Here is a 15,337-nt window from a genome sequence, read left to right as displayed (position 1 = left end):
CGACTCGATCGGTCGCCGCAACGCCTACCATGGGATCCGGTCGAGGGGTTTGCTCCTCTCGACCGGATCCTGCTGTGAAGGCAGCCGGGGTCCACCGCGTACACACTGCCCACCGAGACCCGAGGACGTTCAAGCCCGTGCCGTCGCTGTCACTGTCCAAGCTGCTCCGTTTTGGTGAAGGTCGCATGGTCAAGCGGCTCAAGCACATCGCCGAGCACGTCGATTCGCTCTCGCCGGAGTACGAGACGCTGTCCGACCAGGAGCTGCGCGGCAAGACCGCCGAGTTCCGGGAGCGGTACGGCAACGGCGAATCGCTCGACGACCTGCTGCCGGAGGCCTTCGCGGTGGCTCGCGAGGCGTCGTCGCGGGTACTGGGGCAGAAGCACTATCTCGTGCAGATCATGGGCGGCGCGGCCCTGCACTTCGGCAACGTCGCGGAGATGAAGACCGGTGAGGGCAAGACCCTGACCTGTGTGCTCCCCGCCTACCTCAACGCCATCGCGGGCGACGGCGTGCACGTCGTGACCGTCAACGACTACCTGGCCAAGCGCGACTCCGAGTGGATGGGCCGCGTGCACCGCTCCCTCGGCCTCGAGACCAGCGTGATCCTGTCCGGCATGACGCCGGCACAGCGACGCGAGGCGTACGCCGCGGACATCACCTACGGCACCAACAACGAGTTCGGGTTCGACTACCTGCGCGACAACATGACGCACAGCCTCGACGACCTGGTGCAGCGCGGCCACAGCTTCGCCATCGTCGACGAGGTCGACTCGATCCTCATCGACGAGGCCCGCACCCCGCTGATCATCTCCGGGCCCGCCGACGCGTCGAGCAAGTGGTACGGCGAGTTCGCGCGGATCGCGCCGCTGCTGAAGAAGGACGTGCACTACGAGGTCGACATCAAGAAGCGCACCGTCGGCGTGCACGAGGCGGGCGTCGAGTTCGTCGAGGACCAGCTCGGAATCGACAACCTGTACGAGGCCGCCAACTCGCCGCTGGTCAGCTACCTCAACAACGCGGTCAAGGCCAAGGAGCTCTACCAGCGCGACAAGGACTACATCGTCCGCGACGGCGAGGTCATCATCGTCGACGAGTTCACCGGCCGCATCCTGGTGGGCCGGCGGTACAACGAGGGCATGCACCAGGCGATCGAGGCCAAGGAGAAGGTCGAGATCAAGGCCGAGAACCAGACCCTCGCGACCATCACGCTGCAGAACTACTTCCGGCTCTACGACAAGCTGTCCGGTATGACGGGTACCGCCGAGACGGAGGCGGCGGAACTGCACCAGACGTACAGCCTCGGTGTCATCCCGATCCCGACGAACAGGCCGATGATCCGCGCCGACCAGGGCGACCTGATCTACAAGACGGAGGAGGCGAAGTTCGACGCCGTCGTCGACGACGTCGCCGAGCGGCACGCCAAGGGGCAGCCCGTCCTGATCGGTACCACCAGCGTCGAGCGGTCCGAGTACCTGTCGAAGCAGTTCACCAAGCGCGGGATCGCGCACAACGTCCTCAACGCCAAGTTCCACGAGAAGGAGGCGCAGATCGTCGCGGAGGCCGGCCGGACCGGCGCGGTGACCGTCGCCACGAACATGGCCGGACGCGGTACCGACGTCGTCCTGGGCGGCAACCCGGACATCATCGCCGACGTCCTGCTGCGCAAGCAGGGCCTGGACCCGGTCGAGACGCCCGACGAGTACGAGGCCGCGTGGGACGACGCCCTCGCCCAGGTACAGGCCCAGGTGAAGGCGGACGCCGACCAGGTGCGCGCCGCCGGCGGCCTGTACGTGCTCGGAACCGAGCGGCACGAGTCCCGGCGGATCGACAACCAGCTGCGCGGTCGTTCCGGCCGGCAGGGCGACCCCGGTGAGTCCCGCTTCTACCTGTCGCTGGGCGACGAGTTGATGCGCCGGTTCAACGGCGCGGCGCTCGAGTCGATCATGACCCGACTCAACCTCCCCGACGACGTCCCGATCGAGGCGAAGATGGTCTCGAAGGCGATCAAGAGCGCGCAGACGCAGGTCGAGCAGCAGAACTTCGAGATCCGCAAGAACGTCCTCAAGTACGACGAGGTGATGAACCAGCAGCGCACCGTCATCTACGACGAGCGCCGCCGGATCCTGGCCGGCGAGGACATGGAGGGCCAGGTCGAGAAGATGATCACCGACGTGGTCACCGCCTACGTCGACGGCGCCACGGCCGAGGGTTACGTCGAGGACTGGGACCTCGACCAGCTGTGGGCGGCGCTCAAGACGCTGTACCCGGTCGGGATCGAGCACCGGGCGCTGACCGGCGAGACCGAGGACGGCGAGCGGGGCGACCTGTCCCGCGACGAGCTGCGGGAGGCGCTGCTCGAGGACGTCCGCGCCGCATACACCACCCGTGAGGCGCAGATCGACGCGATTGCGGGCGAGAACGGCATGCGGGAGCTCGAGCGGCGGGTGTTGCTGTCGGTCCTCGACCGCAAGTGGCGCGAGCACCTCTACGAGATGGACTACCTCAAGGAGGGCATCGGCCTGCGTGCGATGGCCCAGCGCGACCCGTTGGTGGAGTACCAGCGCGAGGGATACGACATGTTCACGGCGATGCTCGACGGCCTGAAGGAGGAGTCCGTCGGGTTCCTGTTCAACCTCCAGGTCGAGGCGGCACCGGCGCAGGCGCAGCAGCAGCCGTCCGGATGGACGGCCGCGGCCGCCGCCGCGCGCAGCGGCGCCGCCGCCGGTCAGCAGGCCGTTGCGCCCGCCTCGGGTGGGACCGCCCCGCTGCCGACCGAGGAGGCGGCGCGCGAGGGCGGGCGCACCGCCGCCCCCGCCGCCCCCGCCGCGCTGCGGGCGAAGGGTCTCGACGAGAAGGACGAGACCCGCCTGACGTTCTCCGGTCCCGCCGAGGACGGGACGGCGGCCGTGCGCACCAGCGACGACGGTGCGGGCGACGGCGGCGAGACCGCCGCTGCCGCCGGCACGCGGCGCCAGCGGCGGCAGGCGGAGCGGGACAGCCGGAAGGCGTCCCGGCCCAAGCGCAAGCGCTGAGTCGCCGCGGCGACTCAGCCGATCTGCAGGGACGTGAACATCCAGCCGCCCCGGGCGCCGGTTCCGCCGGTGCCCGGGGCCGCTGCCGTGTTCTCGAGCCGGCCCGCGATCGCGAAGGTCCGGTCGCCGCGGGTGTAGCTGCCGAACAGTTCGGCGCTGCCCGCGCCGGCGGGACACACGTGAATGCGCCGCACCCGCGCGACGCCGAGCCGCCGCCCCGGCAGGTCCCGGCGGCTGAGTGCGACGACGAGGTCGAACGGGGCCGGTGCGAGCATCGCGCGCAGCCGTGGTGGCTGGCGTCGCCGGTCGAGGACCTCGAGCGTCAGGCGCAGCGCGGTCTCGGCGAATCGGTGGGCCTCGGCGCAGAGCTGTGCCGGGTTCGGGTCCAGGCGTCCGGTCACCGCTGCCGTCGCGTGCCGGTGGCGCGGCGAGACCGCGTCGTGGGGGACGCGGCGCGGAGCGCGCAGGTCGGGTCGGCGGGGGCACCGCGGTGGAAGCGCTGCGGTGGCAGGGGGTTCCGCGTTCGGTGCGGCGGTCAGGTAGGTCCTCATGTCGGCTCTCCTCGTCGCGCCGGAGGGCGCGCAGGGCGTCGGGTGGTGCGCTGGGCGCGCGGTGGTCGAGCCCGGGGAGAGTCCGGACGATGCAGAGGATCGCACGAATCTCGATTGCTCGCACGGGTTCCGCGCCCTTGCGTCGCGCACAGCGGGCGGCCGCCCTATGGTTGGCGCCATGTGGGGCTTGCTGTTGGACGTCGGTGGTGTGCTCGACGGTGCGCGCGCGGACGTGGAGGTGCTGACCGCGTACGTCGCGGAACTGCGGTCGCGCGGGGTGCGTACGGCCCTGCTCAGCAACGACCCCGGCGGCCCCGGCGGTGAGCCGCTGCGGAGGCTGGGTGACGGGCGCTTCGTCGACGAGGTGGTGCTGTCCGGGGATGTCGGTGTCGCCAAACCCGATTCGCGGATCTATCGGCACGCCGCGGCGCAGCTGGATCTCGATCCGGGTCAGTGCGTGTTCGTCGACGACCTGGCGGTCAATGTGCGGGGTGCCGTCGCGGTCGGCATGGTCGGTGTCCACCACACGGATACCGCGACGACCGTGGCGGAGCTCCGGATACTGTTCGACCACGAGTTCGGTCACGGGCACGTCGGGACGGGGGACAGCGGGGAATGAACACGAGGTTGACGACGCAGGACGCGTCCTTCTACTTCCTGGAGGCGAGCAGCACTCCAATGCACCTGGGGTCCCTGGCGATCCTGCGACCCCCGGAGGGTGGGCTGGATTACGAGGACCTGCTCACCCACGTCGAGCGCAGGCTGCCGTTGGCGCCGCGATACCGGCAGCGGGTCCGGGAGGTCGCGTTCGGCCTGGCTCGGCCGGTGTGGGTCGACGACAGGGACTTCGACATCACCTACCACGTGCGCCGGTCCGCGCTGCCGAAGCCGGGTTCGGACGAGCAACTTCACGATCTGGTCGCCCGGTTGACGTCGCGGCCACTGGACCGCAGCCGCCCGTTGTGGGAGATGTATCTCGTCGAGGGGCTGGCCGACGATCGGATCGCGATCTTCACCAAGTCGCATTCGGCGTTGGTCGACGGTCTCGGCGCTCTCGAGATCGGCCAGGTGATCTTCGACGCCTGCGGCAAGCCGCGCGAGGTCGACGAGGAACTGTGGCGGCCGGAGCGGGAACCGCACGAGGCGGAACTGGTGGCGGGCGCGATCGCGGAGATGATCACGCGTCCCGCGGAGGGGATCGCGACGCTCCGGATGCTGGTCGGTGACATCGTCGGCTCCGCGACGAGCGCGGTGGGAAACGTGGCCGCACTGTTGCGGACCGCGGCCACGGTCGCGCCCGCGTCGCCGTTGAACGCCACCATTTCGCGCAATCGCCGGTTCACGACGGCGAAGACGTCGCTCGAGGACTATCGAACGGTCCGGGCGAAGTTCGGCTGCTCGGTCAACGACGTGGTGCTGTCGGTCCTGACCGGTGCGCTGCGGAACTGGTTGCTGTCGCGGGGGGAGCCGGTCACCGCGTTCTCGACGATCCGCGCGATGGTGCCGATCGCGGTCCACCGCCCGGGTGAGGGGCCTCCGGGCATGGATCAGGTGAACGGACCGGTCGAGCCGGGTACGGCGTCGGGCAACGAGGAGCGTCGCACATCGTCACTGTTGATCGATCTTCCTGTGGGAGAACCGAATCCGATCGTCCGGCTCTCGCACATCGCGCACGCGACGGAGGCGCACACCCGGCAGAACCGAACGATGACCGCGCAGACGCTGGTGCGGGTCTCGGGGACGGCACCGGCGACCCTGCACGCGATGGGCCTGCGGATGGCGAGCGGTCTGTCGCAGCGCATGTTCAACGTGATGATCACGAACGCGCCGGGGCCGCAGGCGGGCTTGTGCCTCGGCGGCGCCCACCTGCTCGAGACGTACCCGGTGTCACCGCTGATCCGGAATCAGGCCCTGAGCATCGGCCTGACGTCGTACGACGGCCACGTCTACTACGGTTTGAACGGTGACAGGGACGCGATGTCGGACGTCGATGTGATCACCGCGTTGCTGTACGAAGCACTGGACGAGTTGGTGGAAGCCTGCCGGTAAGGGGAATGCATGAGGGTCTACGTGCCCGCGACGATCGCGATGCTGCAGCGGTTGGTGGCCGAGGAGGAGCTCGTGCCGGTCAGCCGGACGGCGTTCGCGGTGACACCGACGCTGCGCGAGTCCTATGCGGCCGGCGACGACGACGAGCTGGCCGAGGTGGCCATGGCGGAGGCGGCGCGCGCGTCGTTGCGGCTGATCGCCGCCGAGACCGGTGACGCCGAGACGGGTGACTCGTCGTCCGGTGCGCGTGAGGGTGTGGTGTTCCGGCGGGCGGTGATCGCCGCCGACGTCGACGACGTGACGCTGCGGCCGGACCTGGACGACGCCGTCGTCCGGCTGGGTGCGCCGCTGACGCTGGCGTCGGTGGCGTCGGTGCACGTGGACCTGTCGGAGGCTGAGCGCGCGATCGAACGGGCGTCCGCGGTCGTGGACGACGCGGATCTGGGCGATGCGGACGCGGAGTTCGTGCTCGGCGACGCCGAGGACCACGAGCTGGCCTGGTACGCCACCCAGGAACTGCCCTTTCTGCTCGAGCTTCTCTGACGCCCGGACGGGTACCGTGGAGACTGCGTGACAGGTTGGCCGCCCGACGGGTAACCTACGGAACCGTAACCTGGGCGAGTGGACGGAATTTTCATGGGTTTGAGGAAGTGGCTCGAGGCACCGGCGGCTGACGTCTCGGCACCGCGACGGCCGAGTGTGAACATGTTGCGCGGCGCGGTGACAAGGGTGACGACCCCGCTGCTGCCGGACGACTTCCTGCACCTGGCGAATCCGCTGTGGTCGGCGCGGGAGTTGCGCGGCAAGATCGTCGAGGTCCGCGAGGAGACCTCCGATTCGGCAACCCTCGTCATCCGGCCGGGATGGGGTTTCGACTTCGACTACAAGCCCGGTCAGTACATCGGCATCGGGATCCTCGTCGACGGGCGCTTCCACTGGCGGTCGTACTCGTTGACCTCACCGCCGAGTCGGGACCACAAGCTGATCACCATCGCGGTCAAGGCGATGCCGGAGGGCCGGCTGTCGAGTCACCTGATCAACGGTGTCCCGGCGGGCACCGTGGTGCGGCTCGCCGCCCCGCAGGGCAACTTCTTGCTGCCGGAACCGCCGCCGGAGAAGATCCTGTTCCTCACCGCGGGCAGCGGCATCACCCCCGTCATGGCGATGTTGCGGTCGATGGTGCGCCGGGACACGCTCCCCGACGTGGTGCACGTGCACTCGGCCCCCACCGAGCAGGACGTGATGTTCGGCGACGAACTGGCCCGGTTGCACGACTCCCACCCGAGTTTCGTCCCGCATGTCCGGCACACCAGCACCGGTGGCCGGTTCCGGCTAGACGAGCTGGACGCGTTGTACCCGGACTGGCGGGATCGGCAGACCTGGGCGTGCGGTCCGGTCGAGATGCTCGACGAGGTCGAGAGGAAGTGGGCCGAAGCCGGCATCGCCGATCGTCTGCACACCGAACGCTTCACGATCTCCCGCGCGGACATGTCGGGGCAGGGCGGAACGGTCACGTTCGCCAAGTCCGGCCGGTCCGCCAAGATCGACGGCGCCACAACCATTCTCGAATCCGGAGAGAATCTCGGTGTGCAGATGCCGTTCGGCTGCCGGATGGGGATCTGCCAGACCTGCGTCGCGCCGCTGGTGTCGGGGCATGTGCGGGACCTGCGGTCGGGCCGTGAGCACGGCGAGGGCGAACGGGTCCAGACCTGCATCTCCGTTGCTGCCGGCGACTGCACGATCGACCTGTAGCGCACGTCATGGCCATCACCGACATCGCCGAGTTCGCCCACCTGACCGACGCCGACATCGACGAACTCGGTCGGGAGCTCGACCGGATCCGGCGGGACGTCGAGGACTCGCGCGGTGCGCGGGACGCGCGGTACATCCACAACGTGATCCGGCTGCAGCGGGCGTTGGAGTTCGGCGGCCGGCTGATCCTGCTCGGCAGCCGGTACCGGCCCACATGGCTGGCGGGCACCGCGATGCTCGGCGTGGCGAAGATCATCGAGAACATGGAGCTCGGGCACAACATCGTGCACGGCCAGTGGGACTGGATGAACGACCCGGAGATCCACTCGACGACGTGGGAGTGGGACCAGACCGGCCCGTCGGCGCAGTGGAAGCGCGCCCACAACTACTCCCATCACACGTACACGAACGTCGTCGGGATGGACGAGGACGTCGAGTTCGGGATCATCCGCATCACCCGGGACGTGCCGTGGCGCCCGGTCAACCTGGTGCAGCCGCTCGCGAATGTCGTTCTCGCGCTGGCCTTCGAGTGGGGAATCGCGCTGCACGACTGGCACATCACCCGGGAAGCCGAAGCACTGCGGGGGGAGGAGCACCGCCGCGAGGTGGACCGCGAGTTCGCGCGCAAGGCGACGCGGCAGGTGGTCAAGGACTTCGTGATCTTCCCGGCGCTGACCGGCCCGGCGTGGCGCACCACACTGACGGCGAACCTGGCCGCGAACGTGATCCGCAACGTGTGGGCGCACGCGGTGATCTTCTGCGGTCACTTCCCCGACGGGGCCGAGAAGTTCACGATCGAGGAGCAGAAGCGGGAGACGAAACCGCAGTGGTACCTGCGGCAGATGCTCGGCAGCGCCAACATCTCGGGGGGGCGGGTCACCGACTTCATGACCGGGAACCTCAGCTTCCAGATCGAGCACCATCTGTTCCCGGACCTGCCCAGCAACCGGCTGCGGGAGGTCTCGGTGCGGGTGCAGGAGTTGTGCGACAAGTACGACCTCCCCTACACGACCGGCCCGTTCGCCAGGCAGTATCTGCAGTCGTTGCGGACGGTGTTGAAGCTGTCCCTGCCGGACCGATACCTTCGGGCGACGGCCGACGATGCGCCGGAGACGTCGTCGGAGCGGAAGTTCCGTGGCGACCTGGCGAGGGTGGGACGGGTCGACCCGGTGACGGGACGTCGCGTGGGACTGCGCTCGGCGCTGCGGCGCCTGCGGGGCCTGTGAGTCTACTCACAGGAACTTGGCCGTAACCTACGGAGCCGTAACCTACGGTATGGTAAGGCCGGTAACCGCAGTCTACGTCCGGGAGATTCGATGGCTATATCGGACATCAAGGAATACGCACACCTCACCGAGGCCGACATCGAGACGCTCGGTCGAGAGTTGGACGCGATCCGCCGGGACGTCGAGGAGTCGCGCGGAGAACGCGACGCCCGGTACGTGCGCAACACCATCCGCCTGCAGCGGTCCCTGGAGATCGGTGGTCGTGCGGTGCTGTTCGGCAGCCGCCGGCGTCCCCTGTGGCTGCTCGGGGCCGGCATGCTCGGCGTCGCGAAGATCATCGAGAACATGGAACTCGGGCACAACGTGATGCACGGGCAGTGGGACTGGATGAACGACCCCGAGGTGCACTCCGCCAACTGGGAGTGGGACAACGCCGACCCCTCCGCGCACTGGAAGCAGACGCACAACTACCTGCACCACAAGTACACGAACATCCTCGGCATGGACGACGACGTGGGATACGGCCTGCTGCGGGTCACCCGCGACCAGCGGTGGTCGCCGTTCAACTACGGCAACATCGCCTACAACGCCCTGCTGGCACTGCTGTTCCAGTACGGCGTCGCGATCCAGCACCTCGAGCTGGGCAAGGTGGCCAAGGGTCGTGACGACCGCGAGGAGACCAAGCGCAAGCTGCGCGAGGTCGGCGAGAAGGTCGGCAAGCAGGTCCTCAAGGACTACGTGCTGTTCCCGGCGCTGACCGGCAAGGCGTGGAAGTCCACGATGACCGCGAACATGACCGCGAACGTGATCCGCAACCTGTGGACGAATGCCGTCATCTTCTGCGGACACTTCCCGGACGGCGCCGAGAAGTTCACGAAGGAAGACATCGAGAACGAGAATCAGGCTCAGTGGTACCTGCGTCAGATGCTCGGCAGCGCCAACATCTCCGGTGGTCGCGGCATGGACTTCATGACCGGCAACCTCAGCTACCAGATCGAGCACCACCTGTTCCCCGACCTGCCGTCGAACCGGTACGCGGAGATCGCGGTGCGGGTGCGCGAGTTGTGCGAGAAGTACGACCTGCCGTACACCACGGGGCCGCTCCTGGTGCAGTACGCGAAGTCGTGGCGCACGATCGCCAAGCTGTCGCTGCCGAACAAGTACCTCGTCGACACCGTCGACGATGCGCCCGAGACCGCGTCCGAACGCAAGTGGGACGGTCGTGAGACCGTCCTCGTCGTGGACCCGGCCACCGGCCGGGCGCGGGGCCTGCGGACGGCGATCCTCGAGTCGAGGAAGAAGCGCGGACTGCGCCGCCTGGTCAGGCGTTGACACGCCGACGCCGCGTCCGGGTGCCCTCGGTGCATCAGGACGCGGCGTGTCGGTTCAGGAGCCGACGATCGACGATCCGAGATCGACGAGGGTGGCGATGATGCTCTTGACGTCGCCGAGAATCGAGGACCCGGCCGCGAGGACTTCGTCGAAGCTACCCATCTGGAAATCTCCCTTGTGTCGTGACGGCGGACGATCCGTCCGGATCGTGATGGCGGGCGACCGCCGGTGCCGTGACCTTGTGAGCTGATTCGAATCAGAGTGAGCTCGTACAGTGTAAACACCGGTGTCGCGTGATTGTTGCGCCCGTCACACGCTCGACGTGCAACCGTGATCTGTCACCAGGTGTCGTTGGACGACAGCGCGACCAGGAGTTGACGCACGGCGCCCGCCCGGCGGGCGGCCTGGCCGTCGAGTCGGTCGAGTGCACATTCGGGGTCGGCGGGCGGGCCGAGGTGGGTGCAGCCGCGCGGGCAGTCCTCGATGGCGGCGGCGAGGTCGGTGAATGCACCCATCACGTCGTCGGGGGAGATGTGCGCCAGCCCGAACGACCGGATGCCCGGGGTGTCGACGACCCAGCCACGCGCGGGGTCGGGTGCTTCATCGGCCAGGGCCGGCAGCGGTAGCGCGACCGACTGCGTGGAGGTGTGTCTGCCCTTGCCCACGCCGGAGACCACGCCGGTGGCCCGATCCGCATAGGGCACAAGACGATTGACGAGGGTCGACTTGCCGACGCCGGAGTGTCCGATCAGTGCGGTGACCGTGCCTGCCAGGGTGTGCCGCAGCGCGTCGAGTGGCTCGGCGGTGCCGGCCAGCACCACCGGCACGTCGAGGTCCTCGAACGCGGCGGCGAACTCGCGGTGATCGGCGAGATCCCCCTTCGTCAGGCACAGGATCGGCTCCAGTCCGCCGACGTACGCTGCGACCAGAGCCCGCTCGACGAATCCGGTGCGCGGGGGAGGGTCGGCCAGCGCGACCACGATCAGCAGCTGTGACGCGTTGGCGACGACCACGCGTTCGTACGGGTCGGTGTCGTCCGCGGTGCGGCGCAACACCGTCGTGCGGTCCTCGACGCGGACGATGCGGGCGAGGGTGTCCACTCGGCCGGAGAGGTCGCCGACCACGCCGACCCGATCGCCGACGACGATCGGTGTCCGCCCGAGTTCGCGTGCCCGCATTGCCACCACCAGGCGGTCCGGGTCGCCGCCCAGTACGCACCCCCACCGCCCGCGGTCCACCGAGACCACCATCGCGGTCTCCGCGGCCTTGTGCTCGGGCCGGGTCTTGGTGCGCGGCCGCGAGCCCTTGCCCGGACGGATCCGGACGTCGGACTCGTCGTACCGGCGGGCGTTCAGGAGTGGGCCTCGATCGGGCGGTTGAGCATTGTCTCCCAGAGCTTTTCGAATCCGGGGAGGGTCTTCGCCGTGGTCTCGACGTCCTCGATGTCGACGCCGTCGACGACCAGCCCGACGATCGCACCGGCGGTGGCCATGCGGTGGTCCGCGTACGAGTGCCAGCTGCCGCCGTGCAGGTCGCGAGGTTCGATGCGGAGGCCGTCCTCGGTCTCGCTGACGGCGCCGCCGAGTTTGTTGATCTCGGTGGCCAGCGCGGCGAGGCGATCCGTCTCGTGGCCTCGGAGATGTGCGATGCCGCGCAGGACGGACGGGCCGTCGGCGAGGGCCGCGAGGGCCGCGACCGTCGGGGTCAGCTCGCCGATGTCGTGGAGGTCGATGTCGATGCCGCGCAACGACTCCGGGCCCGTCACGGCGAGTGTGCCGTTCTCGAGACGGACCTGCGCGCCCATGTCGGTGAGGATGTCGCGGATGGCGTCGCCCGGCTGCGTCGTGCGCGACGGCCACAGCGGCACCCGCACGGTGCCGCCGGTGACGGCGGCGGCCGCGAGGAACGCGGTCGCATTCGACAGGTCCGGCTCGACCACCCAGTCCACGGCACTCACCGTGCCGGGCAACACCGTCCAGGTGTCCGCCGTGCCGCCGTCGCGGGGTGTCAGGACGGTCACCCCGGCGGTGCGCAGCATCTCGACCGTCATGTCGATGTGCGGCATCGACGGCAGCGACCCGCCGGAGTGGCGAACGGTGACGCCCGCGTCGAAGCGGGGCGCGGAGAGCAGGAGACCGGACACGAACTGCGACGACCCGGACGCGTCGATCGTGACGTCGCCGCCGGGCACCGCTCCGCGTCCCGTCACGGTGAACGGGAGACCGTCGCCGTCGACGGTCACCCCGAGGCGGCGCAGTGCGTCGAGGATGGTGGCGAGCGGCCGGGTGCGTGCCTGCTCGTCACCGTCGAACGAGACGGTGCCCGCGGCCAGCGCGGCCGCCGACGGCAGGAACCGCATGACCGTGCCGGCGAGGCCGCAGTCGACCGCTGCGCCGTGCAGCGGCCCGGGGGTGACGCGCAGGGTCGTCGGTGTGCCGTCGACCTCGTCGATCCGGACGCCGAGCCCGCGCAGGCCGTCGATCATCAGGTCGGTGTCGCGGCTGCGCAGCGCGCCGGTGATCGTGGAGGGTCCGTCCGCGAGCGCCGCGAGAATCAGGGCCCGATTGGTGATGGACTTCGACCCGGGCAGGGTGACCGTCGCGTGCACGGGCGATTCGGCGAGGGGCGCTCTCCACAGACTCACGTGCACCATCTTCCCGCATCGCCGTCGGTTCCGGTGCAGCGCCCGGCATCGCGGTCGTTCGTCGACCCGAGGTGCGCCGATCGCGGTTGTCGGAGAGCGGGGACACAATGGGGTCATGTGCGGCAGATATGCGACGACCGTGGACCCGGCGCTGCTCGCGGTCGAGCTGGATGCGATCGACGAGGCGGCGTCGGCGCCACCCCAGCCGACGGAGCGGTACAACGTCGCGCCCACCGATCCGGTGCTGGCGGTGGTTGCGCGCCACGACCACGACCATCCGGAGGGCCCCGCGACGCGGCGGATCCGCCGGATGCGCTGGGGTCTGGTGCCGCCGTGGACGAAGGCCGGTGACGACGGTGCCCCGGTGCGGTCGGCGCCGCTGTTCAACGCCCGCTCGGACACCGCTGCCGACAAACCCGCGTTTCGGGCGGCGGTGAAGTCCAAGCGGGCCCTGGTGCCGATGGACGGCTGGTACGAGTGGACGAGTGAACCCCGAGCGGGCGGCAAGGTCGCGAAGGTGCCGCACTTCATGACCCCGGCGGACGGGTCCACCCTGTTCATGGCCGGACTGTGGTCGGTGTGGCACGCGCCGGGCGCCCGGCCCGGCGCGGCGCCGCCCCTGCTGAGCTGCACCATCCTCACCACCGACGCGGTCGGTGCGCTGCAGTCGGTGCACGACCGGATGCCGCTGATCCTCACCGCCGAGCACTGGGACCGCTGGCTCGATCCCGACGCGGACGTGCCTGCCGACCTCCTGGCCGCGGGGATCTCGGAGGAGATCGCCGCGGGCATCGAGATCCGGGATGTCTCCGACCGCGTGAACAGTGTGCGCAACGACGGCCCCGACCTGATCGCGCCCGCCGGACCCGCCGGATCCGCGGTGGGGGAGCAGATCAGCCTGCTCTGACCGCCCGGGGCCGGGCATCCGACAGCGACGTCACGGTCCTGTCTCCGACAGGACCCGGAGTCAGTGGGCGAGGCTGGTCAGCTCGCTGACCTCGGCGACGAGCTCGAGCGAGCGCAGCCACGCGGCGCGTTCGGTGACGGAGGAGACGACCATGAGCTCGTCGGCTCCGGTCCGGTCGGTGAAGGAGTCGAGGTAGTCGCGCACCTGCCGCGCGGTGCCGACGCCGGTGTGGCGCATCATGCCCAGCACCTGCCGGCCCGCCGGCGACTCGAGGACGAGGTCGGTCTCCTCCGGGGTGAAGGTCCGGCCGCGCCCGACGAACCGTTGGACGCGACTGCGTTTGGTCGCGGTGAAGAGGCGCTGGGCCTCGTCCTCGGTGTCGGCGGCGATGACGTTGACGGCGGCGATCAGGTACGGCTGCTCGAGCTGCGCGGACGGCCGGAACTCGCGACGGTAGAGCGCGACGGCGTCGTCGAGTGCGTCCGGCGCGAAGTGCGACGCGAACGCGTAGGGCAGGCCCAGCATCGCGGCCAGCTTGGCGCCGAACAGCGACGAACCGAGGATGTACAGCGGCACCCCGGTGCCGCGGCCCGGCACCGCCTCGATCCCCGGGATCCGGGACGGTCCCGTGAGATACCCCTGCAGTTCGAGCACGTCCTGCGGGAACGAGTCCGCGGACGACGGATCGCGGCGCAGTGCCCGCATCGTCTGCTGGTCGCTGCCGGGCGCCCGGCCGAGCCCGAGGTCGATGCGTCCGGGATGAAGTTCCGCGAGGGTGCCGAACTGCTCGGCGATCGTCAGCGGCGCATGGTTGGGCAGCATGACGCCGCCGGAACCGAGCCGGATGGATTCGGTGTTGGCGGCGATGTGTGCGATCAGCACGCTGGTCGCGGAGGACGCGATGGACGGCATGTTGTGGTGCTCGGCGTACCAGATGCGCCGGTAGCCCTGGCGTTCGGCGGCCTGGGCCATCCGGACGCTCCACCGGAAACTGTCCCCGGAGCTCTCGCCCTCGCCGATCTGTGCCACGTCGAGGATGGAGAGGGGGACGGTCACGAGGGCACCCGCTTTCTTCGCTGTCGGAAACATGTTGTGTCGTGCAACCGTCCGGCCGGAGAGAGTATTTCCCGACGCGTCAACCAGCGGTGATCGGAGCGAGCACGGCGCCGGTGAGGCGGACGAGATCCGCCGGATCGAGATCGATCTCGAGGCCGCGTCGTCCCGCACTGCACAGCACCCGGTCCCAGGTGGTGGCCGAGGAGTCGATCACGGTCGGGAGCGTGCGGCGTTGGCCGAGCGGGGAGATGCCGCCGAGCACGTATCCGGTCGAGCGCTGCGCCTCCGCCTGATCGGCCATCACCGCCTTGCCCGAACCGAGAGCCGCGGCGGCGGCCTTGAGGGAGAGCTTGTGCGGCACCGGGAGGACCGCCACGGCGAGTTTGCCGTCCGCGGTCTTGACGACGAGCGTCTTGAAGATCTGCGCCGCGTCCAGGCCGAGCTCGCCGGCGAGCGCGTCGACGGCCTCGGTGCCGTACGAGGCGCTGCCGGGATCGTGGTCGTAGCTGTGGACCCGGTGCGCGACCTTGGCCTTGACCAGCGCCTGCGTTGCGGGAGTAGCGGAACCTGCCATGCCGTCCGACTCTAGGTCCCCGCCGTGCGTCCCTCGCGAGCGGGAACAGTCGCCGCCCTCGGCGCGTTGCACGAAACACCCTGGTCCATGTCGGAAGGAGCCGCCGGTGTCGGTGCAGTGCCTCGAACGTCCCGCAGTGCAGAGTTCGCGTGATGCTGCCGCTCGGTCGGTCGGTGCGGGGGCGGTAGCCTTGATCTCTGACGAGAGCGAA

At 69.5% G+C, this 15,337-nt stretch carries 13 protein-coding genes; 8 read left to right on the top strand and 5 right to left on the bottom strand.

Going from position 1 to position 15,337, the window contains the following annotated elements:
- The first annotated feature begins 137 nt into the window (after window positions 1-137).
- Window positions 138-3,035, top strand: a complete 2,898-nt coding sequence (gene secA / locus ACFYVR_RS15445; protein WP_387474495.1) for a preprotein translocase subunit SecA — start codon at window positions 138-140, stop codon at window positions 3,033-3,035.
- Window positions 3,036-3,049: 14 nt separating this feature from the next.
- Here the strand turns inward: secA and ACFYVR_RS15440 are convergent, their stop codons facing one another.
- A complete protein-coding gene (locus ACFYVR_RS15440; RefSeq protein WP_387474493.1) occupies window positions 3,050-3,586 on the bottom strand; it encodes an Rv3235 family protein in 537 nt (178 codons plus the stop codon).
- A 178-nt stretch (window positions 3,587-3,764) separates the two neighbouring features.
- On the opposite strand from ACFYVR_RS15440, the gene ACFYVR_RS15435 reads away from it, so the two are divergent.
- From ACFYVR_RS15435 to ACFYVR_RS15410, 6 genes are all read left to right on the top strand, one after another.
- Window positions 3,765-4,205, top strand: a complete 441-nt coding sequence (locus ACFYVR_RS15435) for an HAD-IA family hydrolase (protein ID WP_387474491.1) — start codon at window positions 3,765-3,767, stop codon at window positions 4,203-4,205.
- Entirely contained in the window at window positions 4,202-5,635 is a 1,434-nt protein-coding gene (locus ACFYVR_RS15430) for a wax ester/triacylglycerol synthase family O-acyltransferase (RefSeq protein WP_387474489.1), read from the top strand. Before ACFYVR_RS15435 ends, ACFYVR_RS15430 begins: the two co-directional genes overlap by 4 nt.
- Window positions 5,636-5,644: 9 nt before the next feature.
- Entirely contained in the window at window positions 5,645-6,178 is a 534-nt protein-coding gene (locus ACFYVR_RS15425) for a DUF6912 family protein (protein WP_387474487.1), read from the top strand.
- A gap of 93 nt (window positions 6,179-6,271) precedes the next feature.
- On the top strand, window positions 6,272-7,387 hold the full coding sequence (locus tag ACFYVR_RS15420) for a ferredoxin reductase (RefSeq protein WP_387474486.1): 1,116 nt from the start codon (window positions 6,272-6,274) through the stop codon (window positions 7,385-7,387).
- Between the two features lie 8 nt (window positions 7,388-7,395).
- A complete protein-coding gene (locus tag ACFYVR_RS15415; RefSeq protein ID WP_387474484.1) occupies window positions 7,396-8,613 on the top strand; it encodes a fatty acid desaturase family protein in 1,218 nt (405 codons plus the stop codon).
- A gap of 90 nt (window positions 8,614-8,703) precedes the next feature.
- Window positions 8,704-9,945, top strand: coding sequence for a fatty acid desaturase family protein (locus ACFYVR_RS15410; RefSeq protein ID WP_387474483.1), 1,242 nt, complete (start codon window positions 8,704-8,706; stop codon window positions 9,943-9,945).
- Between the two features lie 338 nt (window positions 9,946-10,283).
- Here ACFYVR_RS15410 and rsgA read toward each other — a convergent pair whose 3' ends face one another.
- Both rsgA and aroA read right to left on the bottom strand, forming a co-directional pair.
- Complete coding sequence (gene rsgA / locus ACFYVR_RS15405; RefSeq protein WP_387474482.1) at window positions 10,284-11,195, bottom strand: ribosome small subunit-dependent GTPase A; 912 nt, start codon at window positions 11,193-11,195, stop codon at window positions 10,284-10,286.
- Window positions 11,196-11,296: 101 nt separating this feature from the next.
- Complete coding sequence (aroA, locus tag ACFYVR_RS15400) at window positions 11,297-12,598, bottom strand: 3-phosphoshikimate 1-carboxyvinyltransferase (protein WP_387474481.1); 1,302 nt, start codon at window positions 12,596-12,598, stop codon at window positions 11,297-11,299.
- Between the two features lie 106 nt (window positions 12,599-12,704).
- Here aroA and ACFYVR_RS15395 point away from each other — a divergent pair, with 106 nt between their 5' ends.
- Window positions 12,705-13,496: an SOS response-associated peptidase gene (locus ACFYVR_RS15395; RefSeq protein WP_387474480.1), complete on the top strand. Its 792-nt coding sequence runs from the start codon at window positions 12,705-12,707 to the stop codon at window positions 13,494-13,496.
- 60 nt (window positions 13,497-13,556) lie between these two features.
- Here the strand turns inward: ACFYVR_RS15395 and ACFYVR_RS15390 are convergent, their stop codons facing one another.
- Complete coding sequence (locus ACFYVR_RS15390) at window positions 13,557-14,552, bottom strand: LLM class flavin-dependent oxidoreductase (RefSeq protein WP_387474479.1); 996 nt, start codon at window positions 14,550-14,552, stop codon at window positions 13,557-13,559.
- 79 nt (window positions 14,553-14,631) lie between these two features.
- The gene (gene ybaK / locus ACFYVR_RS15385) at window positions 14,632-15,126 is read right to left on the bottom strand and encodes a Cys-tRNA(Pro) deacylase (RefSeq protein WP_387474478.1); all 495 of its coding nucleotides are present in this window, start codon (window positions 15,124-15,126) and stop codon (window positions 14,632-14,634) included.
- Between the last annotated feature and the right edge of the window lie 211 nt (window positions 15,127-15,337).

This window comes from Rhodococcus sp. NPDC003318 (assembly GCF_042879035.1).
Classification (GTDB): Bacteria; Actinomycetota; Actinomycetes; order Mycobacteriales; family Mycobacteriaceae; genus Rhodococcus_G.
Note: the sequence above shows the minus strand (reverse complement) of the source record. Positions and strands in the feature narration are given on the sequence as shown.